The following is a 26,417-nucleotide window of genomic DNA, read 5'->3' as shown; positions in this document are numbered from 1 at the left end:
CGATGACGTTGGCCGTACGCGTGATTCCGTGTCTCGACGTGGACGCGGGCCGGGTGGTCAAGGGCGTCAACTTCGAGAACCTGCGCGACGCGGGCGATCCCGTCGAGCTGGCCGCGACCTACGACGCCCAGGGCGCCGACGAACTGACCTTCCTTGACGTCACCGCCTCCACCGGCGACCGCGGCACCATGATCGACGTGGTGACCCGCACCGCCGAGCAGATCTTCATCCCGCTGACCGTCGGCGGCGGTGTGCGCACCGTCGAGGACGTGGACCGGCTGCTGCGGGCGGGCGCGGACAAGGTCTCGGTGAACACGGCGGCGATCGCCCGCCCCGAGGTGCTGCGCGAGATGTCCGAGCGATTCGGTTCGCAGTGCATCGTGCTCTCCGTGGACGCCAGGACCGTGCCCGACGGCCAGCCCGACACCTCCTCCGGCTGGGAGGTCACCACCCACGGCGGCAAGCGCGGCACGGGCATCGACGCCGTCGAATGGGCCGTTCGCGGCGCCGAATTGGGGGTCGGCGAGATCCTGTTGAACTCCATGGACGCCGACGGCACCAAGACCGGCTTCGACCTGCCGATGATCCGCGCCGTCCGGGCCGCCGTCACGGTTCCCGTCATCGCCAGCGGCGGCGCCGGGGCCGTCGAACACTTCGCCCCCGCGGTCCACGCGGGCGCCGACGCGGTGCTCGCCGCCAGCGTCTTCCACTTCGGCGATCTCACCATCCGCCAGGTCAAGGACTCCATGCGCGCGGAGAACATCGTCGTCCGCTGATTCCGCGGCCTCTCCGAACAGACGCCGCGACGGCCCTGTTATAACGGTGGAATGACACTCGACCCCGCCATCGCCGCCCGCCTCAAGCGCAACGACGCGGGGCTGGTGGCCGCCGTCGCGCAGGAGCGCGGCACCGGCGATGTGCTGATGGTCGCCTGGATGGACGACGAAGCACTGGCCCGCACGCTGGAATCCCGCAAGGCGACCTACTATTCGCGCTCGCGGCAGCAGTACTGGGTCAAGGGCGAGACCTCCGGCCACACCCAGTACGTGCACGAGGTGCGGCTGGACTGCGACGGCGACACCGTGCTGCTGGTCGTCGACCAGGAGGGCGCGGCGTGCCACACCGGCACCCACACCTGCTTCGATTCCGATCTGCTGCTCGGCGAACCCCGATAGCCGCAGCGGGACTCGCGCTTACTTGCCCGGCCGGTCGCGCCGCGTGGCGCCGTCGGTGCCCGGCGCGAGCTGGCTCACCGCCTCGGCGAGCCGCTGGGCGAGGACCTCGCTGAGGTCGGCGAGCTCGGCCTTCTGGGTGGCGTCCAATCCGTCGAACACCAAATGCCGCACCGCGTCCAGGTATCCGGGCGCCGCCTCGACGACCTTGAGGTAACCGTCGTCGGTGAGCACCGCGTGCACGCCGCGCCGGCCCATCGTCGTCGAGCGCTGCGCCCAGCCCATGCGCTCCAGCTTCGACACCACGTGCGACAGGCGCGATAGCGAAGCATTTGCTTTGTGGGCAAGCTCACTCATTTGGAGTCGATGTCCGGGTTCTTCGGAAAGCAGCATCATTACCCAATATTCGAAATGAGTGACCCCGGATTCACGCTGCAATTGGGTATCCAAGGCGCTCGGCAGCCGCGTCATCAGCGCCACGACCGCGCGCCAAGCCCGTTGTTCCACGGGATCCAGCCACTTCGTCACTGCGCGCCTTCTTTCGAGCCAAGTGACGTGGGGTAGTTAGGGAGCCTATCGATTAGTGAAAAACGTATTCACAGTCACTTGCGTGCACCGAGTTTGCCACGACTTCGCTCGAGGGTCATGGGGATCCCCGATGTCGTGAGTTCATTCACAGACGGTTGTGGCGTGTCGGTGTCGCGTCCGGCGCGGCCTGCGCCGGTGCGGCGCCGGTTTCGGGTGCGGTGGCGATCTGCTTGGCGGCCTTCTTGCGGCGCATCTGCCTGCGCACGACGAGGAACACCGCACCGGCGAAGAGCAGCGCCGCAATGATCGCGCCGACGAGACCGGCGCCGCGGAACGCGGGGGCGTCCACGTCCAGGATGCGCTGGCCCGCATGGGCGGCGCTGCTGGCGCCGAGCACGATGGACAGCGTCATCAGATTCGGTATCAGCACCAGGACGGCGAGCAACACCGCGGCACCCGCCAGGAACTTCCCCGCACGTTTGCGCCACATCAGCACCGCGAACAACAGCAGCAAGAGCGCAACGAGCGTGCACACCCCGCCGAAGAACAATCCCCACCCGATGCCCTTGCTGAAGCTGCCGCTCACCATCTCGGCGAGCCGCTGCGCCCACCAGCGCGGGATGAACGCGGCCAGGATGAGGTAGGTGACGACGAGGACCACGAGCAGGGCCACGCCGCCGATGATCCGATTGCGCCAGACGGACGCGCTGGATTTCCCGTCCGGCCGAACCTCGCTCGAAGTCATGGTTTCAGCGTAGGTCGACCGGTCGGTCTCCGTGCCGTAGTGCGGGTCGGCGTTTCGCCTTGTCAGCGCTGTCGGGCGGGGGGCGTCGCCGGCCCCGCGCGCGACTCGGAGTGAATGCCTAGCGAACCCGTTGGCGCAGGACGCTCAGCGCGTCGTCGGCGTGCACGCTGGCGCGCAATTCGCCGGTGATCACCGCGAGCACGGTGCGGTCGGTGTCGATGACGAAGGTCTGCCGCTTCACCGGCGCGAGTTTGCCGAGCAGGCCGCGTTTGACGCCGAACTGCGCGGCGATCGCGCCGTCGCTGTCGGAGAGCAGCGGATAGCCGAGGCCCTGCTTGGCGGCGAAGCCCGCCTGGGTGTCCACCGCGTCGGCGCTGATGCCGGCACAGGAGGCGCCCAGCGCGGCGAACTCCGCGGACAGATCCCGGAAGTGGCAGGCCTCGGCGGTGCATATCGGGGTGTTCGCGCCCGGGTAGAAGAACAGCACCAGTGGTCCATCGGCGAGCAACTCGTCGAGGGAGCGAAGAGCGCCGGACTGGTCGGGGAGCTCGAACTGCGGGGCGAGCTGGCCTTTCTGCATAAGAGGGACAGTACCGGGCGTACCGGACGCCCGGTACTGCCCTGCCGGGCGCTGGACGGTTGCCGATCGAGCGTCACGCGCCGGCGATCGGTGGTGCGCCGACGCGCCCGGAGCGGCCTTGCACCGGGCCGAGCGAAGCCCGAGCGTCCGCCCTGGGATGATGGAGTAATGCCTGGCGCGTCCACTCCCACCACCACGACCCGCGAACAGTTCCATCTGCTCGCCGCGGAGCACCGGGTGGTCCCCGTGACCCGAAAGGTGCTGGCGGACTCCGAAACTCCGCTGTCGGCCTATCGCAAGCTGGCGGCCGACCGGGCGGGCACCTTCCTTTTCGAGTCCGCCGAGACCGGACGGTCCTGGTCGCGCTGGTCGTTCATCGGTGCGGGCAGCCCGTCGGCGCTCACCGTGGTCGACGGCGAGGCGGCGTGGCTCGGCCACATCCCCGTGGACGCTCCGTCGGGCGGCGACCCGCTGGTCGCGCTGCGCGAGACGCTGCAGCTGCTGCAGACCGAGCGGCTCCCCGGTCTGCCGCCGCTCACCGGCGGCATGGTCGGCTACCTCGGCTACGACGCGGTGCGCCGGATCGAGCGGCTGCCCAGCCTGGCCACCGACGATCTGCAGCTGCCCGAGATGGTGCTGCTGCTCGCCACCGACCTGGCCGCCTTCGACCACCACGAGGGCGCCATCACGCTGATCGCCAACGCCGTGAACTGGAACGGCACGGCCGACCGCGTCGACGAGGCCTACGACGACGCGGTCGCCCGCCTGGACCGGATGACCGAGGCGCTGGCCGCCCCGGCCGCGTCCACCGTCTCGGTCTTCGACCAGCCCGAGCCGCAGTATCGCCGCCAGCGCACCTCCGACGAGTTCGGCGCGGGCGTGCGCAGGCTGGTCAAGGAGATCGAGGCGGGCGAGGCATTCCAGGTCGTGCTCTCCCAGCGGTTCGAGATGGACTATCACGGCGAGGCGATCGACCTGTACCGGATGCTGCGGGCCTCCAATCCGAGCCCGTACATGTACCTGATCCACGTCCCCGACGGCGAGGGCGGCACGGCCTTCTCGATTGTCGGCTCCAGCCCGGAATCGCTGGTGACCGTGAAGGAGGGCGTGGCCACCACGCACCCGATCGCGGGTACCCGCTGGCGCGGCGCCACCGAGGAGGACGACCTGCTGCTGGAGAAGGGGCTGCTGGCCGACGAGAAGGAGAACGCCGAGCACCTGATGCTCGTCGACCTCGGCCGCAACGATCTCGGGCGGGTCTGTCAGCCGGGCACGGTGCGCGTCACCGAGTACCGGCACATCGAGCGCTACAGCCACGTCATGCATCTGGTGTCCACGGTGTCGGGACGGCTGAAGCCGGGCAAGGTCGCCTTGGACGCGGTGAGCGCGTGCTTCCCCGCGGGCACCCTGTCGGGCGCGCCGAAGGTCCGGGCGATGGAGCTCATCGAGGAACTGGAGCAGACCCGGCGCGGCGTCTACGGCGGCGTCGTGGGCTACCTCGACTTCGCGGGCGACGCCGACACCGCGATCGCCATCCGCACCGCCCTGCTCAAGGACGGCATCGCCTACGTCCAGGCGGGCGCGGGCGTGGTCGCCGATTCCGATCCCGATTACGAGGACGTCGAATCGCGCAACAAGGCGATGGCGGTGCTGAAGGCCGTCGCCGCCGCCGAGACCGTGCGCGCCTACAGCGTCGACCGAGCGGCGGGCGGCGACCTATGACCGGTGCGGAACCGGAACGAGATCCGCGCGCCTCGTCCGAGGCCGACGAGTCCCTGACGGCCGAGGCGCCCGCGCACGCCGAGGGGCGCAAGTATCCGGTCGGGGCCATCGTGCTGCTGGCGCTCGCCGCGGCGCTGATGTGGGGCTCGTCGCGGCTGACCTGGGTGACGGTGTCGTCCTCGGACGGACTCACCGAACCGCGCACCGACGAGCTGAACGGCGGTGTCTGGTTCGGCGCGCTCACCCCGCTGGCGCTGGTGCTGCTCGCGGCCATCGCCGCGCTGCTGGCCACCAGGGGATGGCTGCGGCGGATGGTCGGCGTGCTCGTCGCGCTCGTCGCGGCGGTGACCGCCGTGCCCGCCTTCGCACTGCTCACCGGGCAGGGCGCGACGGAGGAGCGGGCCGCCGACCTGGCCGAGCTGCCGGGCCGGGCCACGGTCACCGAGGTGACCACCGCGCCGCTGCCCGCGGTTCTCACGCTGGTCGCGGCGCTCGCGGCGTTCACCGCGGGCGTGCTGCTCGCGCGGATGCCGCGGGAGTCGGGCAGGCTCTCCGGCAAGTACGACAGCCCGGTGGTGCGCCGCGAGGCCGCCACCGAAGAGGTCACCAAACAGCGCGCCGCGGACACGTCCGGGCAACTCTCGGAGCGGGTGCTGTGGGACGCGCTGGACGCGGGCACCGACCCGACCGAGGACACGCCGGGCGCCGGATCCGATTCGCGCGCGGGTGCGGAGCCGGGTCGAGCCACACCCGATTCGCGCGACCCCGCCGAGCCGAATTCGCGCAACCGCGCGGTGAACGGCGGTGCGGGCTGACGTGACCGCCCACACACTGCCTCCCTGGTTCCTTCCGCCACCTGACCGCCGATCGGGCGCGGAGCTGAACCCCGGCGGCAAGACAAGAGGTACAGCCATTTATTCTTTGTCAGCATCGGTGAGACAGCGCCTGGGGGGACTCTCAGGCAGCAAGTCCGTCTCCCCAGAAAGGATTCGAGCCAGATGACGGTACTCGACTCGATTCTCGACGGGGTCCGCGCGGATGTGGCCGCTCGGGAAGCCCTCCTGGACTTCCCGGCCATCAAGGCCGCAGCCGCCGCAGCGCCCGCCCCGCTGGACGCGCGCGCCGCGCTCCTGGAAGACGGCATCGGCGTCATCGCCGAGGTCAAGCGGGCCAGCCCGTCCAAGGGACCGCTGGCCGACATCCCGGACCCCGCGAGCCTGGCCAAGGCCTACGAAGACGGCGGCGCCCGCATCATCAGCGTGCTCACCGAGGGACGCCGCTTCGGCGGCTCGCTCGACGACCTGGACGCGGTGCGCGCCACCGTGAACATCCCGATCCTGCGCAAGGATTTCGTGGTCGGTCCCTACCAGATCCACGAGGCCCGCGCGCACGGCGCCGACGTCATCCTGCTGATCGTGGCGGCGCTCGAGCAGGATGTGCTGTCCTCGCTCATCGACCGCACCGAATCGCTCGGCATGACCGCGCTGGTCGAGGTGCACACCGAGGAGGAGGCCGACCGCGCGCTGTCCGCCGGTGCGTCGGTGATCGGCGTGAACGCCCGCAACCTCAAGACGCTCGAGGTGGACCGTGACGTGTTCGCCCGCATCGCCCCCGGCCTGCCCACCGAGGTCATCCGGATCGCCGAGTCCGGCATCCGCGGCACCGCCGACCTGCTGGCCTACGCGGGCGCGGGCGCGGACGCCGTTCTCGTCGGCGAGGGCCTGGTGACCAGCGGCGACCCGCGCGCCGCGGTGTCCGAGCTGGTGACCGCGGGCACCCACCCGTCCTGCCCCAAGCCGGCCCGGCGGGGCCGGTGATGGCGGTGCACGCGCTACCCCAGGCCAGTGCGGGCGTCGCTCACCCGAGCGCGCACGAACCGGATCTCGGCGGCCACTTCGGCGTGTACGGCGGCAGGCATGTGCCCGAGGCGCTGATGGCGGTGATCGAAGAGGTCACCGCCGAGTACGAGAAGTGCCGTGCCGACCACACCTTCCTGGACGAGCTGGACCGCCTCCAGCGCGACTACACCGGGCGTCCGTCGCCGGTGTTCGAGTGCAAGCGGCTCGCCGAGCACGCGGGCGGCGCCCGCATCCTGCTCAAGCGCGAGGACCTGAACCACACCGGCTCGCACAAGATCAACAACGTGCTCGGCCAGGCGCTGCTCGCCAAGCGGATGGGCAAGACCCGCGTCATCGCGGAGACCGGCGCGGGCCAGCACGGCGTGGCCACCGCCACCGCGTGCGCGCTGCTCGGTCTCGACTGCGTCATCTACATGGGCGCGGTCGACACCGCCCGCCAGGCGCTGAACGTGGCGCGGATGCGGCTGCTCGGCGCCGAGGTGATCTCGGTGACCACCGGCTCGCAGACGCTCAAGGACGCCATCAACGAGGCGCTGCGCGACTGGGTCACCAACGCCGAGCAGACCTACTACTGCTTCGGCACCGCCGCGGGCCCGCACCCGTTCCCGCTCATGGTGCGCGACCTCCAGCGCGTCGTCGGGCTCGAGGCGCGTCAGCAGGTGCAGGACCTGACGGGCAGGCTGCCCGACGCGGTGACCGCCTGCGTCGGCGGCGGCTCCAACGCGATCGGCATCTTCCACGCTTTCCTCGACGATCCCGCCGTCCGGCTGATCGGCTACGAGGCGGCGGGCGACGGCGTCGACACCGGCAGGCACGCCGCGACGTTCACCGGCGGCACGCCGGGTGCGTTCCAGGGCGCCTACTCGTACCTGCTGCAGGACGAGGACGGCCAGACCATCGAATCCCACTCGATCTCCGCCGGATTGGACTACCCGGGCGTCGGCCCCGAGCACGCCTACCTCAAGGACATCGGCCGCGCCGAGTACCTGCCGATCACCGACACCGAGGCCATGGATGCGCTGCTGCTGCTCAGCCGCGCCGAGGGCATCATCCCGGCGATCGAGTCCGCGCACGCGGTGGCGGGCGCGCTGACGCTGGGCAAGGAACTCGGCCCCGACGCGATCATCCTGGTCAACCTGTCCGGCCGCGGCGACAAGGACATGGACACCGCGGCCCGCTGGTTCGGGCTGTTCGACGCACCGCAGGAGACCGAGTCGTGAGCCAGCAGTCCCGCCTCGCCAACACCTTCGCCGCGGCGCGCGCGGAGAACCGGGCCGCGCTGATCGGCTACCTGCCCGCGGGCTACCCGGACCTGGCCGGTTCCATCGACGTGTGCCGCGCGATGGTCGAATCGGGTTGCGACATCATCGAAGTCGGCATCGCCTACTCCGACCCGGTGATGGACGGCCCGACCATCCAGGCCGCCGCCGAGCAGGCGCTGCGCGGCGGCGTGCGGGTGCGCGACGTGTTCACCGTGGTCGAGGCGATCGCCGTGGCGGGCGGTAAGGCCGTGGTGATGAGCTACTGGAACCCGGTGCTCAAGTACGGCGTCGACCGCTTCGCGCGCGATCTCGCCGCCGCGGGCGGCGCGGGCGTCATCACCCCGAACCTCATCCCGGAGGAGGCCGACGACTGGTTCGTCGCCTCGGCCGCGCACGATCTGGACCGGATCTTCCTCGTCGCGCCGTCCTCCACCGAGGAGCGTCTGGTGAAGACGCTCGAGGCGTCGCGCGGGTTCATCTACGCGTCCTCGACCATGGGCGTCACCGGCGCGCGCGACGTGGTGTCCGCCGCGGCGCCCGCGCTGTGCGCCCGTATCCGCGCCCACTCCGACATTCCGATCGGTGTCGGCCTCGGTGTCCGCAACGGTGCACAGGCCGCCGAGATCGCGAGCTACGCCGACGGCGTGATCGTGGGTTCGGCGCTGGTCACCGCGGCGGCCGACGGACTGGACGCGGTGCGCGCGCTGACGCACGAACTCGCCGACGGCGTGCGCTCGGCGACCGTCGCCTCGTAAGACACCCCGGCGACAGCCGAATCTTGCACTCGGCGGGTCCTCGGCTACGGTGGCCCCGTGACGTTACGAAGCGATGTGCTGGCCTACATCCCCAGCCCCCCGCAAGGCGTATGGCAGCTCGGGCCGATTCCACTGCGGGCCTATGCCCTGTGCATCATCCTCGGCATCGTCGTCGCCATCTGGTGGGGCGAGCGACGCTGGCAGGCGCGCGGCGGTCAGTCGGGCACGGTGCTCGATGTCGCCATGTTCGCGGTGCCGTTCGGTCTGATCGGTGGTCGCCTCTACCACGTGGCGACCGACTGGAAGAAGTACTTCGGCGCGGGCGCCAACCCGATCGAGGCGCTCTACATCTGGCAGGGCGGCCTCGGCATCTGGGGCGCGGTGCTCCTCGGCGGCGTCGGCGCCTGGATCGGCTGCCGGGTGTACCGGGTCCCGCTGCCCGCCTTCGGCGACGCCATCGCGCCGCCGATCCTGCTCGCCCAGGCCATCGGCCGCCTCGGCAACTACTTCAACCAGGAGCTCTACGGCCGCGAGACCACCGTGCCCTGGGGCCTGGAGATCTACCCGCGGTTCGACGCCAACGGTGACCCCGACCCGATGAACGGCATCTCCAACGGCGTCGTCGAGAAGATCGTGCACCCCACGTTCCTCTACGAATTGCTGTGGAACGTGCTGATCGTGGTGCTGCTCGTGCAGATCGACAAGCGCTGGCGGATCGGCCACGGCCGCTTGTTCGCGCTCTACGTCGCGGGATACAGCTTCGGCCGGTTCTTCGTCGAGCTGATGCGCGACGACGAGGCCACCCTGATCGCGGGCGTCCGCATCAACTCGTTCACCGCGGCACTCGTCTTCCTGGCGGCCATCGCCTACTTCGTGTTCGCCACCAAGGGGCGCGAGGCCGCCGAGCAATTGCAACCCGGCGTGATGAACCGCCCGTGGCCGTGGCAGCTCGGCGCACTGCGCGCCGCGGGTGCGTCGGCGGCGGGCGCGGTGGCGCGCGAGGTCGCGGCGAAAGACGCGGCGGACGAGGCAGACTCGGCGGAAGCAGCGGACGAGCCGGATCGATCCGAGAAGGCAACGTTGGAGAAGTCCGCCGCGGGCGCGGGGGAGAAGTCCGACGCTGCGGAGCCGAACTCGACGGCGGCGGCGAATGATTCGCCGCGCTCGGAGGCGGGTGACTCACCCGATGCCGACGACGAGTCGGCCGAGCCCGCGAAGTCCGTCAGCGGAGCGGGAAAGAAGACGGCAGACGAGGGCAGCTAGCCGCTCCGCGAAATCGACCGCGCGCGACGGCAACACATCCGCCACCGCGCGCGATAACGACATGGAGTCCGAAGGGCACCGAGGCGACAAAACCGGTCGATTCGGGCAAGAATGACCGGTGATCGCCACGGGTGTGCCCGGGGCGATCGACAGACCGGGGGCCAGCAGTGGGTGCCCGCACTAATGAGGAGGACATGAGTGACCGACCCATACCAGAACAACCAGGGCTTCGGCGGCCCGCAGTACGGTCCGCCCGGTACGGGTCCGGACCTGAACAAGGACGCTTCGGGGCAGCAGCCGTACGGCCAGCCCGCCGACCCGTACGGCCAGCAGCAGTACGGCCAGCAGCCCGGTGGCTACCCGCCTGCGGCGCCGTACGGCCAGCCGCAGCCGCAGGGCTACAACCCGGCCGATCCGGAGGCCCCGTACGGCCGTGACGCCTTCGGCGTGCCGCTGTCGGACAAGCAGAAGATGATCGCGGGCATCCTGCAGCTGCTGGTCGGCACCCTCGGTATCGGTCGCTTCTACCTGGGCTACACGACTATCGGCATCCTGCAGATCGTCACCTGCGGTGGTTGCGGCATCTGGGCGCTCATCGACGGAATCATGATCCTGACCGGCAAGGTGCCCGACGCCAACGGGCGACCCCTGCGGGACTGATCGCCACCACGAAGGGCGTCGCCGAACCGGCGGCGCCTTTCGCGTTTTCACGAGGCAACCCTTTCGCTCACAGTGATCGGGATACTGTGCACCAGCCCGCAACGGGCGTAATTTGGACCGAATCTGTGTGTGTCGTGTGTGGGCAGTCCACGCACCGGAGAGAGGGATTTCGTGCGTCGCAAGCTGTTCGCCGCCGCCATGCTCGCCATCGTCGCCGCCACCGGCCTCACCGCCTGCGGCAGCGGCGACGACCCGAACGTGCTGAAGGTCGGCACCGAGGGGACCTACTCGCCGTTCAGCTACCAGGGCTCCGACGGCGCGCTCACCGGCTACGACGTCGACGTGGTCCGCGCCGTGGCCGACAAGCTCGGCCGCAAGGTCGAATTCGTGCAGACGCCGTGGGACGCGATCTTCGCTGGCCTGGAATCCAAGCGCTTCGCCCTGGTCGCCAACCAGGTCTCGATCACCGAGGAGCGCAAGAACAAATACGAGCTCTCCCAGCCGTACACCACCTCCGAGGGCGTGATCGTCACCCGCACCGACAACACCGCCATCAGCTCGCTCGCCGACCTCGCGGGCAAGACCTCCGCGCAGTCCGCCACCAGCAACTGGAGCGCGGTCGCCGCGGGCGCGGGCGCGAAGGTGGAGGCTGTCGAGGGCTGGGTGCAGGCCATCCAGCTGCTGAAGAACGGCCGCGTCGACTGCACCGTCAACGACAACCTGGTGTTCAACGAGTACACCAAGACCTCGGGCGACAAGTCGGTCAAGATCGCCGCGCAGACCGGCGAGACCAGCCGGATGGGCTTCGCCGCGCGCAAGGGCGATCCGTTGATCGCCGAGGTGAACAGGGCGCTGGACGAGCTGCGCGCCGAGGGCAGGCTGGCGCAGATCTCGGACAAGTACTTCGGCGTCGACGTCAGCAAATAGTCGCTCGTGGACGCCGCGACCCGGGAGCTGATCTGGCGCAATCTGTGGCCGATGCTCGAGGCCACCGTTACCAAGACCATCCCGCTCACCGCGATCAGCTTCGTGATCGGGTTGGCGCTCGCGCTGTTCGTCGCGCTGGCGCGGATGTCGCCGACCTGGCTGCTGTCCGCGCCCGCGCGGTTCTACATCTCGATCATCCGCGGCACGCCGCTGCTGGTGCAGCTGTTCATCGTGTTCTACGCGCTGCCGCAGTTCGACATCGTGATCGATCCGTTCCCCGCGGCGGTGATCGCGTTCAGCCTGAACGTCGGCGGTTACGCGGCCGAGGTGGTGCGCGCCGCGATCCTGTCCGTCGCGCACGGCCAGTGGGAGGCGGCGCAGGCGCTCGGCATGTCGTATCCGATGATGCTGCGGCTGATCATCCTGCCGCAGGCCGCGCGGATCGCGGTGCCTCCGCTGTCGAACACGCTCATCTCGCTGGTCAAGGACACGTCGCTGGCCTCGACCATCCTGGTCACCGAACTGCTGCGCACCGCACAGCTGGCAGCCGCGCCGACCTTCGATTTCTTCGCGCTCTACGGGGTCGCCGCGCTCTACTACTGGGTCATCTGCCTGATCCTCGGCTTCGGTCAGACACGCCTGGAAACGCGCCTGTCCCGGCACATCGCCCGGTGAGGAGCAGTTCACCAACTCTTCACCGAGGCCGCGACGGGCCCGCGCGACCCGGCAGGACTACGCTCTACTCGTGATGCGACGGACGAAGATTGTGTGCACGCTCGGCCCGGCCACTGCGACCGAGGACCGTATCCGCGAACTCGTCGAGAGCGGTATGGACGTGGCTCGCCTGAATTTCAGTCACGGCGAGCACTCCGACCACGCCGAGAACTACAAGAAGGTGCGCCAGGCCTCGGACCACGTCGGCAGGGCCGTCGGCATCCTCGCCGACCTCCAGGGCCCCAAGATCCGGCTCGGCCGGTTCATCGAGGGCCGCACGGTGTGGGCGACCGGGGAGGAAGTGCGCATCACCGTCGACAACATCGACGGCACTCACGACCGGGTCTCGACCACCTACAAGGAGCTGGCCAAGGACGCCAAGCCCGGCGACCGCCTGCTCGTCGACGACGGCAAGGTCGGCCTGACGGTGACCGGCGTCGAAGGCAACGACGTGGTGTGCCGGGTGACCGAGGGCGGACCGGTCTCCAACAACAAGGGCGTCTCGCTGCCCGGCATGGACGTCTCGGTGCCCGCGCTCTCGGAGAAGGACATCGAGGACCTGGAGTTCGCGCTCAAGCTCGGCGTGGACTTCATCGCGCTCTCGTTCGTGCGCTCGCCCTCCGACGTGGAGCTGGTGCACGACGTGATGGACCGGGTGGGCCGTCGCGTGCCGGTGATCGGCAAGCTGGAGAAGCCCGAGGCCATCGACAACCTCGAGGCGATCGTGCTGGCCTTCGACGCGATCATGGTCGCGCGCGGCGATCTCGGCGTGGAGCTGCCGCTGGAGCAGGTGCCGCTGGTGCAGAAGAAGGCCATCCAGATGGCCAGGGAGAACGCCAAGCCGGTCATCGTCGCGACCCAGATGCTGGAGTCGATGATCGAGAACTCGCGGCCGACCCGCGCGGAGGCCTCGGACGTGGCCAACGCGGTGCTCGACGGCGCGGACGCGGTGATGCTGTCCGGTGAGACCTCGGTCGGCGCGTACCCGATCGAGACGGTGCGCACCATGGCCCGCATCGTGCACGCGGTCGAGGCCGAGTCCTCCACCCGGGTGCCGCCGCTGACCCACGTGCCGCGTACCAAGCGCGGCGTGATCTCCTACGCGGCGCGCGACATCGGCGAGCGGCTCAACGCCAAGGCGCTGGTGGCGTTCACCCAGTCCGGCGACACCGTGCGCCGGCTGGCCCGGCTGCACACCCCGCTGCCGCTGCTGGCGTTCACCCCGCTGCCCGAGGTGCGCAGTCAGCTCGCGCTGACCTGGGGCACCGAGACCTTCATCGTTCCCACGGTGAAGACCACCGACGCGATGATCCACCAGGTGGACCAGTCGCTGCTGTCGATGGATCGATACAAGAAGGGCGACCTGGTCGTCATCGTGGCGGGCTCCCCGCCCGGTACTGTCGGTTCGACCAACCTGATCCACGTGCACCGTATCGGTGAGGAGGACCATTAGCGTGAATGCTTCGCTAGGCGGCCCCGTCGGCACCCAAGAGCCGGCGAAGCGGTCCGATCTGGAGGTGCTGCTCGGTCTGCTCGATCTCGAGCAGATGGACGCCGACGTCTTCGTCGGCCACCATCCGGAGAAGGTCTGGAGCCGGACCTTCGGCGGACAGCTGGTCGCGCAGGCGATCATCGCGGCCGGTCGCACCGTGGGCGACCGGCCCGTGCACGCCGTGAACGCGCATTTCGTGCGCGGCGGCGATCCGAAGAAGCCGATCGAGTACCGGGTGGACCGGCATCGCGACGGCCGCTCCTTCGCCAACCGCACGGTCACCGCCGTGCAGGACGATCAGGAGCTGTTCGTCATGCTGGCCGCCTTCCAGGACTGGGGCAAGGGGCTCGAGCACGCCCACCCCCTTCCCGAGGTGACAGACCCCGAGCAGCTGCCGCGCATCGAGGAGAGCTTCGAAGGCTTGGAGGACAAGCTGGAGATGTTCGTCAACGCGCCGCACCCGATCGACATGCGCTACACCAACGATCCCGCCTGGATCCTGAAGGGCACGGGGGAGCGGCTCAACCACAACCGGGTGTGGATGCGCGCCGACGGCACGCTGCCCGACGATCCGCTGATCCACGTTGCGACGCTGGGCTATTCGTCCGATACGACGGTGCTGGACTCGATCATCACCACGCACGGGCTTTCCTGGGGGCTGGACCGGATCATCGCGGCCACGGTGAACCACTCCATCTGGTTCCACCGTCCGTTCCGCTTCGACGATTGGGCCCTGTACGCCACCGAGTCCCCGGTCGCCGCAGGCTCGCGCGGCCTGGCCACCGGCCGGTTCTACTCGCGCAGCGGTGAACTCCTCGCCACCACGGTGCAGGAGGGCGTCATCCGCCACTTCCCGTCGCGCGGGTGAACCCCGGCCGCTGATCGAACGAGCGCCCACGCCGAAACGGCGTGGGCGCTACAGTATTTCCCGCTCGATCTCGAAATCGAAGCTGTCCCTGCGCTGTGTGCTTATCGTGCGCGGCACATCCGGATCGTCGGTGCCGCAGGATGTTTCGATCATCAGGCGGCGCTGCAGGGCGGCCAGGCTCGGGGCTGTCAGATCGCGTGCCGCGCCGACCAGGCTGAGCGCGATCTCGTAGGTGCGGCGCGGGTCCGGGTCCTGGCCGGGATGGTCTACGCGCCACTGGGTTTCGAGCAGGACGTGGGCCGGTTCCCCGGGGTCGACCGGCAGCGTGAAACGCCACGCGAAGACGTCGCGGTCGTGCAGGTGGTCGTCCACCACCGCGCGCACCGTCTCGACAATGCGTTCGAGTGTTTCCGGCGTCACATAAACATGAAGCGAAACATCCGAGATTCTCGGCATGTCTGATTCCTGTCTGTGTCGAACCATCAACGGCGAATGCTATCCGCGGGGAGTGTAATGCCTCGGTGGGCATGGGCGACATAGTCTGGCGCGATTCGCCGGGCGCGTCCCGATTTCGCCGCCGTCACCGGATGCGCTGCGCCGCCAGGAATGCCGAGAGCGGCGCGGGTGCGGCGCCCGGTTGCATCACCAGTCCGGGCCGTTCGTCTGTGTCGGGGCGGGTCTGTGCGTGCGGCGCCAGCGCCAGCATGAGCGGCACCACCGCCTCGGCGATGCGGTCGCCGACTTCGCAATAGGCGGCCTCGGACAGGCCGACGGGATCGGCGATGTTCTCCCGGCCGACAATCGAAAGATCGTTGCGCGCCAAGTGCAAATCGGCGACGGTGCGTGCGCCGGTGACCTTGGCGATCCGGTGCGCTTCCAGCAGCGTGAAGGTGCGGGCCGCGGCGCCGAACGCCATGTCGGAGGCCTGGTCCCTGATCTGTTCGGTCATGGTGAGCACGATGTCGGCGCGGTCGATCAGTTCCGGCTTCAGTTTGCGTGCACGGAATCCGTCGGGATCCGCGCCGAGACCGGAAATGGTTTGCGCGGTCAGCGGTTCGATGGAGAATCCGACCAGCGCACGGGTGCCCGCGCTGTCGGCGGTGAGACCGGTCAGGTTGTGTTCGACAGCGAGTGCGCGGGTGAGCCGCTCGGCGATCACCGAACGGCAGACATTGCCGTTGCAGACGAACAGGACGTGCATGCCGCTACGGTAATTCGGCCGGTCGCGGACCAGAAGTCGCTCGTCACGGAATCACAGGTGCGCAGACACATATTCATCTCGCTGTCGCGCGCCGTACACAAAGCTCACCCGGGTATTCAGGCGGATTCTCGATGCATGTCACGATCGAACGCCGGGCTTATCGCTGAACTTACCCAGCTGTTTCGATCTTCAATCATTCACCCGCCGTTGCCGATTGTGTGACTGCTCACTCGGATTCGTTTCGGTAATAAGTGTTTTCGGTGATCACCGGCGCCACTTTCGCGTTTTCGCCGTACACCCGTCCGCGGGTGGAGAACATCGGTCCCCGAGAGGCGATCACTGGCGCGAACAGGGCCATCCCGGTGGCGGGCGCCATGTCGTCGTACATCGCGTCGATGCCGCCGCGCACGAAGTACGCCTCGTGCCAGAACCCCGTCCCGCCGGAGTCCTTCAGGAATTTCGCCCACCACTCCCGGTGCGGCTGCGACCGCGTCCACCGCTCCAGGCTGTCGAGATCGCGCCAGTACTGCCGCGCGCCCCAGTGCGGCGGAAACAGCCCCCACACCACGTCCTCGTGCAGCAGCAGCCCCTCGGGCCGGTCCCGATGCGACCGATACAGCTTCGGACCCAACCCCAGCAGCCGCAGCATGCCGCGCGGTTTGCGTACCCGCATCCCGAGGTAGATGACCACGAGATCCGGATAGCCGGACAAGTCGACGGTCGTCCTTTTCACCCGCATACCGCAACCTCCGCAACGGTGCGCACTACCTACACCCACCCTACGAGGTACGTGTCAGCCCCACGTCCGGTTCAGTCACGCCGCCTCCGTTGCCCCGCGGCCCCTTCCCTGCCGCGACAGCACGCACACCGCAGGCGTGTCCGGCCGACGGGCCCGCCGTTCCGCGACGGCTCACTCGGCTATCCCACCCCCGAGAATCCGAACAAGACAACACATTCGGCGCCGCGCCCGAGCCTCGGATCCGTCTGGCGAAGGTCGAGGAGCGCGGAGGACGGCAAGCTCTCCGAGACATCGATTCGGCAGACGCCGTCCGACAGCGGGGAGTGAGGGGCAACCATTCTCGACCCCGGCGGCTACGTCCCCAGCGCAGCCACAAACAGAGCGATCCGCCCCCTCGACCCCGAATCGGTCACGCCGCGCATTCGGCGAGAGGGTGTCGAGGCGACGATCGAGCCGAGGGAAGAACGCAACCATCGATTCGTGCCGCCCCGCGTACGAACCAGACCACCGAACCAGGCGTCCGCATGGGAACGCGACCACGGAATCGGCTACGCAGGGCATTCGAGGAGACGGTGCCGAGGCGACGATCGAACCGAGCTGCTCGCGGATGAACCTAACCCTTCGATTCGGATCGCCTCGTGCACGAACCCGCCCGCCGAACCGCACATTCGCGTGGGAACGCGACCACCCACCAGATCCGAGCTGATTCGCCCATTCGACGCAACCCATCGACCAACGCGGCTGCACGCGCTAAACGCAACCACAGGATGGGGGGTCCGGGGGGCGTAGCCCCGCCGGGCGGGGCCTGGGGGTTGCACCCCCAGAGGAAATGAACACCAATGCCCCGGCGCAGCCGCGAAGCGCGCAAGCAGGGCTCCCCCAGCATTGGTGCCGAGTGTGGGACTCGAACCCACACGTCCTTTCGGACAACGGTTTTTGAGACCGTCGCGTCTGCCAGTTCCGCCAACCCGGCGCACCGGGTGTGAACTATAGCGGGTCGGGGCGGCTTTCCGCGAATGGGTTGCCTCCGGCGCCGCGGATTGGTCTTTACGCAGGGTATATGCGTTGTAAGCCGAACTGAAAGGTACTCTCTACATCACTCGACAGCGTGCAGGGTGGGGCGAGGCCAGGTTGGTGCGGTCTCGGCCCATTCGTGCGTGTCGGGACAGGCATCGGAACCAGAGGGGTCTTACCTATGAGCAATACTGCAGCAGGGGGCGCCGGCACGAAGAAGGACGCCGGAGCGAAGCGGGTCGTCGTTGCCGAGGACGAGGCGCTCATCCGGATGGATCTGGTCGAGATGCTCACCGAAGAGGGGTATCAGGTGGTCGGTGAGGCGGGGGACGGGCAGCAGGCGGTGGATCTTGCGGTGGAGCACCGGCCGGATCTGGTGATCATGGATGTGAAGATGCCGCGCCGTGACGGCATCGATGCGGCCGCCGAGATCGCTTCGAAACGTGTTGCGCCGGTGGTGATTCTGACCGCGTTCAGTCAGCGTGATCTGGTGGAGCGGGCGCGCGACGCGGGCGCGATGGCGTATCTGGTGAAGCCGTTCACCAAGTCGGATCTGGTGCCCGCGATCGAGTTGGCGGCGAGTCGTTTCCACGAGATCACCGCGCTGGAGAGCGAGGTCGCGAATCTGGCCGATCGGCTGGAGACGCGCAAGCTGGTGGAGCGGGCCAAGGGCGTGCTCATGCAGACCCAGGGTCTGTCCGAGCCGCAGGCATTCAAGTGGATTCAGCGGACCGCGATGGATCGCCGGACTACCATGAAGGCGGTCGCCGAGGTGGTGCTGGAGAACCTGGCGCCGAAGTGATGCGCCACCCCCTCGGGGCGGTGCTGGCTGGAAAGATTTACTCGCTGGAAACGCGATCGCCAAAAAGAATTCGACACAATGTCGTCCTCATGATGCGAATGTGATGCGGATCTAACGTACCGACGCTATGTTCTGACCGGGCTGACGTGGTCGGCCTCCTCGGATAGCCGGGGGAGCACAGGACGTAGAGGTGAGACGTGCTTAGTTCGACATGGCGCAGTCGTGCGACGCGAGGTGCACTCGTTATCGGTGCCGCCGCGGCGCTCGCGCTGACCGGGTGTAGCGACAAATCCACCGGCAGCGGCTCGGACGCGACCGGCACCGGTTCGGGGGGCCTGTCCATTCAGCCGGTCATGCAGGTGGACACCGCCGGTAAGGAAGTGCCGAAGACGGATCCCGCGAAGGCGGCCGATCCCGCGGGTGACGGCAAGGCCACCTGTGCTCCCGGTACCTCTGTCGCCATGGCGGGCGCGCTCACAGGCCCGGATGCGGCGCTGGGCATCAACATCGTCAACGGTGTGAAGCTGGCGCTGGATCAGCACAACAAGGCGAATCCGGGCTGCAAGATCGAGTTGAAGCAGTTCGACACCGAGGGCGATCCGCAGAAGGCGACCCAGGTGATCCCGCAGATCGTCAACGATCGGTCGATCATCGGACTGGTCGGTCCGGCGTTCTCCGGTGAGACCAAGGCGACCGGCCAGATTCTGAGCGACGCGGGTCTGGTGTCGGTGACCTCGTCGGCGACCAACGCGACGCTGACCCAGAACGGCTGGACCACCTTCTTCCGCGGCCTGGCCAACGACGACGTGCAGGGTCCTTCGGTGGCGAAGTACCTGGTGAGCACCGCGAACTACAAGAAGGTGTGCGTGGTGCAGGACAACACCGACTACGGTGTCGGCCTGGCCAAGAGCGTCACCGAGGGTCTCGGCGCGGCCGCCGATCCGGCGTGCTCGGCCAGCATCAAGAAGGGCGACAAGGACTTCTCGGCCACCGTCACCAAGATCGCGGCGGCGGCGCCGGACGCGGTCTTCTACTCGGGCTACTACGCCGAGGGCGCGCCGCTGGCGCAGCAGTTGAAGTCCGGTGGTGTGAAGGCCGTGTTCGTCGGCCCGGACGGCGTCAACGACCCGCAGTTCCTCTCGCAGGCGGGTAGCGCGGCCAAGGGCGCGAGCCTCACCTGCCCCTGTGGTCCGGCTCCGGAGAAGTTCGCCAAGGATTACGAGGCGCTCAACGGGCAGGCGCCCGGCGTGTACTCGGTGGAGGCATACGACCTGACCACGATCCTGGCGAAGGGCATCGACAGCGGTAAGGTCACCCGCCCCGATCTGCTCGCGTATGTGCGCTCCTACGACGGCCCCGGTCTGGCCCGCAACTACAAGTGGAGCCCGAACGGCGAGTTGGCCAACGCGCAGATCTGGATCTACGAAGTCAAGTAAGTACCGCGAACCCAGCACGTACGGGGGTGCCCGTAACACCCCCGTACGTGCTGTTCCATGAGGGGCATTGGTGAAGGCGTTTTTCGAATGACAGCATCAGCACTGGCCGGCGTGGCATACCTCGCCGACGGCTCGATCGACTTCGACTACCAGGGAGTGATCGATCAATTCTGGCGACTGACCGTCGACGGAGTTACCTACGGTTCCATCTATGCCTTGGTCGCAGTGGGCTATACCCTGGTCTACGGCGTACTCAGGCTCATCAATTTCGCCCATTCGGAAATATTCATGTTGGGCATGTTCGGTCAGTTGATCGGACTGATGCTGTTCGGTTTCGCCGCCAGCCCCGATGTCTACAACCAGGGCGTGCTGCTGACGGTCGTGTATATCGGTTTGGCGATGATCGTCGGCATGCTGGTCTCCGGCGGCGCGGCGGTCGGGCTCGAGCGGGTCGCCTATCGCCCGCTGCGCAAGCGCGGGGCCAAACCGCTGGCGTTCCTGATCACCGCGATCGGCATGTCGTTCGTGATCCAGGAGTTCGTGCACTTCATCCTGCCGAAGATCAATCCCGATCTGGGCGGCACCAATGCCCAGCAGCCGGTCCAGCTCGTCGAGCCGACGGTGCAGTTCAGCTTCAGCGGCGCCGACGTCACCAATATCGCGGTGCTGATCGTGGTGTCCGCGGTGGTGCTCGCGATCGCCACCGAAATGCTCATCAACAGAACGAAATTCGGCCGCGGCATCCGCGCCGTGGCGCAGGATCCGGACACCGCGACGCTGATGGGCGTCTCCCGGGAACGGGTCATCATGCTGACCTTCCTCATCGGCGGCGTTCTCGCGGGCGCGGCGGCGACGTTGTACGCGATCAAGATCCCGCCCGCGATCATCTACTCGGGCGGTTTCATCCTCGGCATCAAGGCGTTCAGCGCCGCGGTGCTCGGCGGCATCGGCAACCTGCGCGGCGCGCTGCTCGGTGGTCTGATCCTCGGGGTCGTGGAGCAGTACGGACAGATCCTGTTCGGTATCGAATGGCGCGACGTGGTCGCGTTCGTCGTGCTGGTGGTGGTGCTGATGGTCCGGCCGACCGGCATCCTCGGCGAGAGTCTCGGGAGGGCCCGCGCATGACCGACCTGACCAAGACGGCGCCGAGACAGGGCGTCGGCGACGCGCTCCGCAGCTGGTGGGAGGGACTGTCACGGCCCGCGCAATGGGCCGTCGGCGTACCGGCGATCGCCGCGCTCGCGCTGCTTCCGCTCTTCCCGCCCCCGATCCTGGACACCCCCGCCTACAACTTCGGCCTCGTCATGGCCGAGTTCGCGATGTTCGCGCTGATCGCCATCGGCCTGAACGTCGTTGTCGGACAGGCGGGTCTGCTCGACCTCGGCTATGTCGGCTTCTACGCCATCGGCGCCTACACGGTGGGCCTGCTGACCAGTCCGAACAGCCCGTGGAACCAGACCGACGGCGGCTGGCTCGATCCGGAGTGGGCGTGGCTGGCCTGTCTGCCGATCGCGGTCGCGGTGACCGCGCTCTCGGGCCTCATCCTCGGCTCGCCGACGTTGCGGCTGCGCGGGGACTACCTGGCGATCGTCACGCTCGGCTTCGGTGAGATCGTGCGGCTGCTCGCCGACAACCTGCACGAGCTGACCAACGGCAGCCTCGGGCTGTCGGGGGTGGCGTACCCGCACGTGGGCGAGTCGGAGGAGAAGCCCAACGGCGTGTTCTCCGCGGGCAACACCGGCGATCCGGACAGCGCCAGCCTGCTCGACCGGGCCAGCTACGGCACCTACTGGTTCTGGCTCGGCATGGTGCTGGTCATCATCGTGCTGCTGATCGTCGGGAATCTGGAGCGCAGCCGGGTCGGCCGCGCCTGGGTGGCCATCCGCGAGGACGAGGACGCCGCCGAGATCATGGGCGTGCCGACGTTCAAGTTCAAGCTGTGGGCGTTCCTGATCGGCGCCGCGGTCGGCGGGCTGTCCGGCGCGATGTACGCGGGCCAGGTGCAGTTCATCAACCCGGCCGGCTTCAACATCATCAACTCGATGCTGTTCCTGTGCGCCGTGGTGATCGGCGGCCAGGGCAACAAGCTCGGGGTGATCTTCGGCGCGTTCATCATCGCCTATCTGCCCAAGCGGTTGACCTCGGTGCAGCTGGTGGACAACGAGTCGACCGGCTACGTGCTGCTGATCATCGACGTGGCGCTCTTCGTCGGCCTGCTGGTGTTGTGGCGGTACAAGGGCCGCGAGTTCGGCGTCTGGCCGCGCCGCGGAGTGATCACCGGCATGGTGTTCACCGGCATCATGGCGGCGCTGCTACTGGGCAGCGTGCTGCTGTTCCGCAAGGGCGGCGCCCAGTCGCTCGGCGACCTCAAGTATCTGTATTTCGGAATCGCGTTGGTGGTGATGATGATTCTGCGGCCGCAGGGTCTGTTCCCGGTCCGGCAGAAGCTGCTCACCTACGGCAGGCAGGTGTACCAGGCCGTGCGTAAACCCACGGTGGGCGAGCCGATCGGAGCGGCGAAATGACCGGGCCGGGCGCGGGCGACGCGCTGTTCGACAACGAGGACATGGCCGCGGGCTACGCCGCGCCGCCGCAGGAAGCGAAGAGCGCGGGCGAGGTCGACGTCACCGCGGTGATTCCGGAACTCGGCGACAAGGAGACCGTCGCCGAAGTGGTTGCGCCGCACCGCGAGATCGAGACCGAGGTCGGCGCGCCGCTGCTGAAGACCGAGGGCCTGACCGTCAAGTTCGGCGGTCTCACCGCGCTGGACGCGGTCAGCTTCGAGATCCGCCGCGGCGAGATCCTCGGGCTCATCGGTCCCAACGGCGCGGGCAAGACCACCTGCTTCAACGCGATCACCGGCGTCTACAAACCCGCCTCGGGTCTGGTGTACTTCGACGGCCAGCCGCTGACCAAGACCAAGCGCAACGCCATCACCCGCCTGGGCATCGCCCGCACCTTCCAGAACGTGCGGCTCTTCGGCGAGATGACCGCGCTGGAGAACGTGGTGGTCGGTACCGACGCCAGGCACAAGACCTCGGTGCCCGGCGCGGTGTTCCGCAGTCCGCGGCATCGGCGGGAGGAGCGTGACGCCATCGAGCGCGGCATGGCGCTGCTCGAGTTCGTTGGCATCGCGCCGCGCGCGGTGGAGAAGGCGCGCAACCTCTCCTACGGCGATCAGCGCAGGCTGGAGATCGCCCGCGCCCTGGCCACCGAGCCGAAACTGCTGTGCCTGGACGAGCCCGCGGCGGGCTTCAACCCCAGCGAGAAGTCGGCGCTGATGGATCTGATCCGCAAGATCCGCGACGACGGGTTCACCGTGTTGCTGATCGAGCACGACATGCGACTGGTCATGGGCGTGACCGACCGGATCGTGGTGCTGGAGTTCGGCCGCAAGATCGCCGATGGACTGCCCGGTGAGATCCGGGAGAATCCCGCGGTCATCGCGGCCTATCTCGGCGTGCCCGATACCGAGGCCGAAAGCGGTTCCGGTGCAGGGTCTTCGGGCGAGTCCGGGCAGGCATCGGAGTCTTCGGAAGGCGAATCCGGGTCGGCTCCGGCGTCTTCGGCGTCCGAGGGCGAATCCGACGCGGAGACAGCGTCTTCCGCGGAGGACGGCGAATCCGATTCGGATACGGGCGAATCGGCGGGTGAATCGACCGGGAAGCCGCCGAGCGGCGGACCGGTGGTGACGGAACGGAAGGAGCCCGAGCCGGGCGAGCCGCCTGCCGCGCCGCCGGAGCGTGATTTCAGCGACGCGCCCGCGCTGCTCGAGGTCGACGACATGGTCGTCAACTACGGCAGAATCCAGGCGCTGCACGGGGTTTCGCTGCGGGTCGCGGAAGGCGAGCTGGTCACCCTGCTCGGTGCGAACGGCGCGGGCAAGACCACCACCATGCGCGCGTTGTCGGGGCTGCTGCCCCTGATGCGCGGCCGGATCAAGTTCGAAGGCCGCGACATCACCACGATGAAGGCGCACGAACGGGTGGTCGGCGGGCTGATCCAGGCGCCGGAAGGCCGGGGCGTATTCCCCGGCATGACGGTGCAGGAGAACCTCGACATGGGCTGCTACGGACGCACTTTCGCGCAGAAGGCCGAGTATCAGCGGACCCTGGACTGGGTGTTCGAGCTGTTTCCCCGGCTGCTGGAGCGACGCAAACAGGTCGGCGGCACCCTCTCCGGCGGCGAGCAGCAGATGCTGGCCATCGGTCGCTCGCTGATGGCGCGGCCGCGTCTGCTGCTGCTGGACGAACCGTCCATGGGCCTGGCGCCGATGGTGATTCAACAGATCTTCCGCATCATCGGTGAGATCAACCGGCAGGGCACCACGGTGCTGCTCGTCGAGCAGAACGCCCAGCAGGCCTTGGCCCGCAGCGACCGCGCCTACATCCTGGAGACCGGCGGCGTCACCAAGACCGGAAGCGGCAGCCAGCTGCTCACCGATCCGGCGGTCAAGTCGGCCTACCTCGGAGTCGGATAGAGACGCACCCGCGGCCGGCTGTCGGTGTCGCCGCGCACCGATGGCCGGCCGGTCGACTCGTCCGCACACGGACTCCGTCCAGCCGGGCTCGCACCACCGCGCAGACCCGGTTATGCGAACGCTCGATCCACGCACTCCCAGCCACCCCGAGGGCGAGTCTTAAGAGCCCGTTCGGAAGCGAGACGAAAAGGCCGCGAACACCCGCGCGCCAGCGCGCAAAAAGTACAGTGCTGGGATGGACGAGAAGCTGCTCGCGCTGGCCGACCGGTACTGGGACGAGACGCTGGCGGGGGCGCCAACCCTGGCCACCCTGCTTGGCGATCACCGCTTCGACGATCGCATCGAGGATCTCTCGCTCGACGCCGAACAGCGTCGGCTCGAGTCGTGGCGCGAGCTGCTCGGGCGGGTCGACGCGCTCGACCCGGCCCGGCTCTCGCCCACCGACCGGGTGACCCGCGGCCTGCTGCGCGCGGAATTGGCCACGGCGGTGGATCATTTGGCCTGGCGTCCGCTGGAGATGGCCTCCGATCAGATGGACGGCGTGCACGCGGCGCTGCTCACCACGGCGCCGCAGATCAACGCGCCGCAGCCCGAGCACGCGCGGGCGCTGCTGCGACGGCACGAACAGCTCGGTGACATGCTGAGCCAGGCGGTGGACCGTTTCCGCGCCGGTCTGGCGGCGGGCCGTGCACCCGCCAGGATCACCATCGAGCGCTCGCTCAACCAGCTGGACGGCTATCTGGCGTCGGACCCGGCGACCGATCCGTTCGTCACCTTCGCCGGGCCGCAGGACTGGGACGGTGAGGCGCAGTGGCGCGCCGACCTGGCGCAGGTCGCCGGGGACGTGATCCGGCCCGCGTTCCAGCGGTATCGCGAAGCGCTGGCCGACGAGCTGCTGCCCGCGGCCCGGCCCGACGAGCGCAGCGGTCTGTGCTGGCTGGGCGACGACGGCGCCGACATCTACCGCAGCCTGCTGCGCCACCACACCACATTGCCCGATCTGGGCGCGGAGGAGATCCACGAACTCGGTCTTTCCGAACTGGCCTTGCTGCGTGAGGAGTACGCACGGGTCGGTTCGCGGCTGTGGGGCACGTCGGACCTCGCGGAGATCTTCGGCAAGCTGCGCAACGATCCGGAGCTGTGCTACCGCGACGGTGAGCAGATCATGATCGACGCCAAACGCTGCCTCGACGCCGCGACCGCCGAGATGGGGAACTGGTTCGGCAGGCTGCCCCGGCAATCGTGCGACATCGTGCCGGTGCCGGACTTCCTGGCCGCCGATGCGCCGACGGCCTACTATTTCCCGCCCGCCGCCGACGGCTCGCGTCCTGGAACGTATTTCGTCAACCAGCACGAGCCGCAGGGGCGCGGGCGCTTCGAGACCGCCTCGGTGGCCTACCACGAGGCGATCCCCGGACACCACTTGCAGCTCACCATCGCCAACGAGCTCGAGCACCTGCCGCGCTTCCAGCGGCAGTCCTTCGCCAACACCGCGTTCGTGGAGGGCTGGGCGCTCTACACCGAGCGGCTCGCAGACGAGATGGGTTTGTACGCAGACGATCTCGACCGGCTCGGCATGCTGGCGGGCGATTCGTGGCGTTCCTGCCGCCTGGTGGTGGACACCGGTATCCACGCGATGGGCTGGAGCAGGCAGCAGGCCATCGACTTCATGGTGGCCAACGCTCCGGTGGGGCTGACCGAGATCACCGTCGAAATCGATCGCTACATCGCGATCCCGGGGCAGGCGGTGTCCTACAAGGTGGGCCAGCTGGAAATCAGGAAGCAGCGGGCGCTGGCCACCGAGCGGCTGGGGGAGCGCTTCGACATCAAGGCTTTTCACGATGTGGTGCTCGGCTCGGGTTCGGTGAGCCTGCCGGTGCTCAGGGAGTTGGCAGGCGCGCTGTGAGGGCCCGGCACGGAACACTCGAGTTGCGGGTGGCCGTCGCGTCGGGTTCCATGAAGGTGCGTTGACGAAGCTCGGTCAGGGGGGACGATGAACCGGCTGTTGGCAACTCGAATTCGAAGACGGGTCTTGATCGCGCTGCTCTGCTGCGCGGCCGCGTGGGGCGCGGTGAGCATCGCCGGGCTGAGCGGCCCTCCCGCGGACGCGGGCGCGCTGCGGACCGGGGGATTGACGGTCGCGACCGTCCCGGGTTTCGCCGGATCGGTCGGCGACGCGACGAATCCGGCGCGTGACG

At 68.4% G+C, this 26,417-nt stretch carries 26 protein-coding genes, 1 tRNA gene and 1 pseudogene; 21 read left to right on the top strand and 7 right to left on the bottom strand.

Annotated elements, in window-relative coordinates; translation table 11 throughout:
* Nucleotides 1–2: 2 nt before the first annotated feature.
* On the top strand, nucleotides 3–776 hold the full coding sequence (gene hisF / locus NL1_RS30710) for an imidazole glycerol phosphate synthase subunit HisF (RefSeq protein ID WP_067846748.1): 774 nt from the start codon (nucleotides 3–5) through the stop codon (nucleotides 774–776).
* 51 nt (nucleotides 777–827) lie between these two features.
* A complete protein-coding gene (gene hisI, locus NL1_RS30705; RefSeq protein ID WP_067846745.1) occupies nucleotides 828–1,175 on the top strand; it encodes a phosphoribosyl-AMP cyclohydrolase in 348 nt (115 codons plus the stop codon).
* 18 nt (nucleotides 1,176–1,193) lie between these two features.
* Here the strand turns inward: hisI and NL1_RS30700 are convergent, their stop codons facing one another.
* The 3 genes from NL1_RS30700 to NL1_RS30690 form a co-directional block, all read right to left on the bottom strand.
* Nucleotides 1,194–1,643 (bottom strand): MarR family winged helix-turn-helix transcriptional regulator, encoded by a 450-nt coding sequence (locus tag NL1_RS30700; RefSeq protein ID WP_156095133.1) that lies wholly within the window; start codon nucleotides 1,641–1,643, stop codon nucleotides 1,194–1,196.
* A 202-nt stretch (nucleotides 1,644–1,845) separates the two neighbouring features.
* Nucleotides 1,846–2,445: a permease gene (locus tag NL1_RS30695; protein ID WP_067846740.1), complete on the bottom strand. Its 600-nt coding sequence runs from the start codon at nucleotides 2,443–2,445 to the stop codon at nucleotides 1,846–1,848.
* A gap of 118 nt (nucleotides 2,446–2,563) precedes the next feature.
* The gene (locus tag NL1_RS30690) at nucleotides 2,564–3,025 is read right to left on the bottom strand and encodes a peroxiredoxin (protein WP_067846737.1); all 462 of its coding nucleotides are present in this window, start codon (nucleotides 3,023–3,025) and stop codon (nucleotides 2,564–2,566) included.
* Between the two features lie 168 nt (nucleotides 3,026–3,193).
* Here NL1_RS30690 and NL1_RS30685 point away from each other — a divergent pair, with 168 nt between their 5' ends.
* The 11 genes from NL1_RS30685 (at nucleotide 3,194) to NL1_RS30635 (ending at nucleotide 14,547) form a co-directional block, all read left to right on the top strand.
* Entirely contained in the window at nucleotides 3,194–4,747 is a 1,554-nt protein-coding gene (locus tag NL1_RS30685; protein ID WP_067846734.1) for an anthranilate synthase component I, read from the top strand.
* On the top strand, nucleotides 4,744–5,562 hold the full coding sequence (locus NL1_RS30680; RefSeq protein WP_067846732.1) for a TIGR02234 family membrane protein: 819 nt from the start codon (nucleotides 4,744–4,746) through the stop codon (nucleotides 5,560–5,562). Before NL1_RS30685 ends, NL1_RS30680 begins: the two co-directional genes overlap by 4 nt.
* A gap of 183 nt (nucleotides 5,563–5,745) precedes the next feature.
* Nucleotides 5,746–6,564, top strand: a complete 819-nt coding sequence (gene trpC, locus NL1_RS30675) for an indole-3-glycerol phosphate synthase TrpC (protein WP_067846729.1) — start codon at nucleotides 5,746–5,748, stop codon at nucleotides 6,562–6,564.
* Complete coding sequence (trpB, locus tag NL1_RS30670) at nucleotides 6,564–7,826, top strand: tryptophan synthase subunit beta (RefSeq protein WP_067846725.1); 1,263 nt, start codon at nucleotides 6,564–6,566, stop codon at nucleotides 7,824–7,826. The genes trpC and trpB overlap by 1 nt, the downstream gene beginning before the upstream one ends.
* Nucleotides 7,823–8,623: a tryptophan synthase subunit alpha gene (trpA, locus tag NL1_RS30665; RefSeq protein WP_067846722.1), complete on the top strand. Its 801-nt coding sequence runs from the start codon at nucleotides 7,823–7,825 to the stop codon at nucleotides 8,621–8,623. Before trpB ends, trpA begins: the two co-directional genes overlap by 4 nt.
* Before the next feature lie 57 nt (nucleotides 8,624–8,680).
* Nucleotides 8,681–9,886 carry a prolipoprotein diacylglyceryl transferase gene (gene lgt, locus NL1_RS30660; protein ID WP_084511161.1) on the top strand — a complete coding sequence of 402 codons (1,206 nt, stop codon included), beginning with the start codon at nucleotides 8,681–8,683 and terminating at the stop codon, nucleotides 9,884–9,886.
* Nucleotides 9,887–10,084: 198 nt separating this feature from the next.
* On the top strand, nucleotides 10,085–10,546 hold the full coding sequence (locus tag NL1_RS30655; RefSeq protein ID WP_067846719.1) for a TM2 domain-containing protein: 462 nt from the start codon (nucleotides 10,085–10,087) through the stop codon (nucleotides 10,544–10,546).
* A gap of 171 nt (nucleotides 10,547–10,717) precedes the next feature.
* Nucleotides 10,718–11,473, top strand: a complete 756-nt coding sequence (locus tag NL1_RS39775) for a transporter substrate-binding domain-containing protein (RefSeq protein ID WP_245673658.1) — start codon at nucleotides 10,718–10,720, stop codon at nucleotides 11,471–11,473.
* Nucleotides 11,474–11,479: 6 nt separating this feature from the next.
* A complete protein-coding gene (locus tag NL1_RS39770; RefSeq protein ID WP_281180877.1) occupies nucleotides 11,480–12,148 on the top strand; it encodes an amino acid ABC transporter permease in 669 nt (222 codons plus the stop codon).
* A 70-nt stretch (nucleotides 12,149–12,218) separates the two neighbouring features.
* Complete coding sequence (pyk, locus tag NL1_RS30640; RefSeq protein ID WP_174553490.1) at nucleotides 12,219–13,640, top strand: pyruvate kinase; 1,422 nt, start codon at nucleotides 12,219–12,221, stop codon at nucleotides 13,638–13,640.
* A gap of 94 nt (nucleotides 13,641–13,734) precedes the next feature.
* Nucleotides 13,735–14,547 carry an acyl-CoA thioesterase gene (locus NL1_RS30635; RefSeq protein WP_084511163.1) on the top strand — a complete coding sequence of 271 codons (813 nt, stop codon included), beginning with the start codon at nucleotides 13,735–13,737 and terminating at the stop codon, nucleotides 14,545–14,547.
* Nucleotides 14,548–14,595: 48 nt separating this feature from the next.
* On the opposite strand, the gene NL1_RS30630 is transcribed toward NL1_RS30635, so the two are convergent.
* The 4 genes from NL1_RS30630 to NL1_RS30615 all read right to left on the bottom strand — a co-directional run bounded on the left by NL1_RS30630 (nucleotide 14,596) and on the right by NL1_RS30615 (nucleotide 17,460).
* On the bottom strand, nucleotides 14,596–15,003 hold the full coding sequence (locus tag NL1_RS30630; RefSeq protein WP_067846713.1) for a hypothetical protein: 408 nt from the start codon (nucleotides 15,001–15,003) through the stop codon (nucleotides 14,596–14,598).
* A gap of 124 nt (nucleotides 15,004–15,127) precedes the next feature.
* A complete protein-coding gene (locus NL1_RS30625; RefSeq protein ID WP_067846712.1) occupies nucleotides 15,128–15,748 on the bottom strand; it encodes an arsenate reductase/protein-tyrosine-phosphatase family protein in 621 nt (206 codons plus the stop codon).
* A 226-nt stretch (nucleotides 15,749–15,974) separates the two neighbouring features.
* Complete coding sequence (locus tag NL1_RS30620) at nucleotides 15,975–16,487, bottom strand: monooxygenase family protein (RefSeq protein WP_067846709.1); 513 nt, start codon at nucleotides 16,485–16,487, stop codon at nucleotides 15,975–15,977.
* Between the two features lie 886 nt (nucleotides 16,488–17,373).
* Nucleotides 17,374–17,460, bottom strand: a tRNA-Leu gene (locus tag NL1_RS30615).
* A 222-nt stretch (nucleotides 17,461–17,682) separates the two neighbouring features.
* Between NL1_RS30615 and NL1_RS30610 the strand changes: the two genes are divergently transcribed.
* The 8 genes and pseudogenes from NL1_RS30610 to NL1_RS37945 all read left to right on the top strand — a co-directional run.
* Nucleotides 17,683–18,303 (top strand): ANTAR domain-containing response regulator, encoded by a 621-nt coding sequence (locus NL1_RS30610; protein WP_067846705.1) that lies wholly within the window; start codon nucleotides 17,683–17,685, stop codon nucleotides 18,301–18,303.
* A gap of 359 nt (nucleotides 18,304–18,662) precedes the next feature.
* On the top strand, nucleotides 18,663–19,739 hold the full coding sequence (locus NL1_RS30605; RefSeq protein ID WP_245673660.1) for a branched-chain amino acid ABC transporter substrate-binding protein: 1,077 nt from the start codon (nucleotides 18,663–18,665) through the stop codon (nucleotides 19,737–19,739).
* An 87-nt stretch (nucleotides 19,740–19,826) separates the two neighbouring features.
* The gene (locus NL1_RS30600; RefSeq protein WP_067846701.1) at nucleotides 19,827–20,864 is read left to right on the top strand and encodes a branched-chain amino acid ABC transporter permease; all 1,038 of its coding nucleotides are present in this window, start codon (nucleotides 19,827–19,829) and stop codon (nucleotides 20,862–20,864) included.
* Complete coding sequence (locus NL1_RS30595; protein WP_067846698.1) at nucleotides 20,861–22,264, top strand: branched-chain amino acid ABC transporter permease; 1,404 nt, start codon at nucleotides 20,861–20,863, stop codon at nucleotides 22,262–22,264. The genes NL1_RS30600 and NL1_RS30595 overlap by 4 nt, the downstream gene beginning before the upstream one ends.
* Nucleotides 22,261–23,214: pseudogene (locus NL1_RS39765) on the top strand (ABC transporter ATP-binding protein); the annotation flags it as partial. The gene NL1_RS30595 and the pseudogene NL1_RS39765, both read left to right, overlap by 4 nt.
* Nucleotides 23,215–23,523: 309 nt before the next feature.
* On the top strand, nucleotides 23,524–24,219 hold the full coding sequence (locus NL1_RS39760; protein ID WP_245673659.1) for an ABC transporter ATP-binding protein: 696 nt from the start codon (nucleotides 23,524–23,526) through the stop codon (nucleotides 24,217–24,219).
* Nucleotides 24,220–24,454: 235 nt separating this feature from the next.
* Nucleotides 24,455–26,125 (top strand): DUF885 domain-containing protein, encoded by a 1,671-nt coding sequence (locus NL1_RS30585; RefSeq protein WP_067846695.1) that lies wholly within the window; start codon nucleotides 24,455–24,457, stop codon nucleotides 26,123–26,125.
* Nucleotides 26,126–26,212: 87 nt separating this feature from the next.
* Nucleotides 26,213–26,417 (top strand): hypothetical protein (locus NL1_RS37945; RefSeq protein WP_156095132.1); only part of this gene is annotated, 205 nt, incomplete at its 3' end.

It is taken from the genome of Nocardia lijiangensis NBRC 108240 (assembly GCF_001613045.1).
GTDB lineage: Bacteria > Actinomycetota > Actinomycetes > Mycobacteriales > Mycobacteriaceae > Nocardia > Nocardia lijiangensis.
The sequence above is the reverse complement of the archived record's forward strand: the minus strand, read 5'-3'. Positions and strand labels throughout refer to the sequence as shown.

What these genes read in the sequence shown, in the direction of transcription:
- hisF (WP_067846748.1), top strand. Translation starts at nt 3, where the DNA reads ATGACGTTGGCCGTACGCGTGATTCCGTGTCTCGACGTGGACGCGGGC.
- hisI (WP_067846745.1), top strand. Translation starts at nt 828, where the DNA reads ATGACACTCGACCCCGCCATCGCCGCCCGCCTCAAGCGCAACGACGCG.
- NL1_RS30700 (WP_156095133.1), bottom strand. Translation starts at nt 1,643, where the DNA reads ATGACGCGGCTGCCGAGCGCCTTGGATACCCAATTGCAGCGTGAATCC.
- NL1_RS30695 (WP_067846740.1), bottom strand. Translation starts at nt 2,445, where the DNA reads ATGACTTCGAGCGAGGTTCGGCCGGACGGGAAATCCAGCGCGTCCGTC.
- NL1_RS30690 (WP_067846737.1), bottom strand. Translation starts at nt 3,025, where the DNA reads ATGCAGAAAGGCCAGCTCGCCCCGCAGTTCGAGCTCCCCGACCAGTCC.
- NL1_RS30685 (WP_067846734.1), top strand. Translation starts at nt 3,194, where the DNA reads ATGCCTGGCGCGTCCACTCCCACCACCACGACCCGCGAACAGTTCCAT.
- NL1_RS30680 (WP_067846732.1), top strand. Translation starts at nt 4,744, where the DNA reads ATGACCGGTGCGGAACCGGAACGAGATCCGCGCGCCTCGTCCGAGGCC.
- trpC (WP_067846729.1), top strand. Translation starts at nt 5,746, where the DNA reads ATGACGGTACTCGACTCGATTCTCGACGGGGTCCGCGCGGATGTGGCC.
- trpB (WP_067846725.1), top strand. Translation starts at nt 6,564, where the DNA reads ATGGCGGTGCACGCGCTACCCCAGGCCAGTGCGGGCGTCGCTCACCCG.
- NL1_RS30635 (WP_084511163.1), top strand. Translation starts at nt 13,735, where the DNA reads ATGGACGCCGACGTCTTCGTCGGCCACCATCCGGAGAAGGTCTGGAGC.
- NL1_RS30630 (WP_067846713.1), bottom strand. Translation starts at nt 15,003, where the DNA reads ATGCCGAGAATCTCGGATGTTTCGCTTCATGTTTATGTGACGCCGGAA.
- NL1_RS30625 (WP_067846712.1), bottom strand. Translation starts at nt 15,748, where the DNA reads ATGCACGTCCTGTTCGTCTGCAACGGCAATGTCTGCCGTTCGGTGATC.
- NL1_RS30620 (WP_067846709.1), bottom strand. Translation starts at nt 16,487, where the DNA reads ATGCGGGTGAAAAGGACGACCGTCGACTTGTCCGGCTATCCGGATCTC.
- NL1_RS30610 (WP_067846705.1), top strand. Translation starts at nt 17,683, where the DNA reads ATGAGCAATACTGCAGCAGGGGGCGCCGGCACGAAGAAGGACGCCGGA.
- NL1_RS30600 (WP_067846701.1), top strand. Translation starts at nt 19,827, where the DNA reads ATGACAGCATCAGCACTGGCCGGCGTGGCATACCTCGCCGACGGCTCG.
- NL1_RS30595 (WP_067846698.1), top strand. Translation starts at nt 20,861, where the DNA reads ATGACCGACCTGACCAAGACGGCGCCGAGACAGGGCGTCGGCGACGCG.
- NL1_RS39760 (WP_245673659.1), top strand. Translation starts at nt 23,524, where the DNA reads ATGGTCGTCAACTACGGCAGAATCCAGGCGCTGCACGGGGTTTCGCTG.
- NL1_RS30585 (WP_067846695.1), top strand. Translation starts at nt 24,455, where the DNA reads ATGGACGAGAAGCTGCTCGCGCTGGCCGACCGGTACTGGGACGAGACG.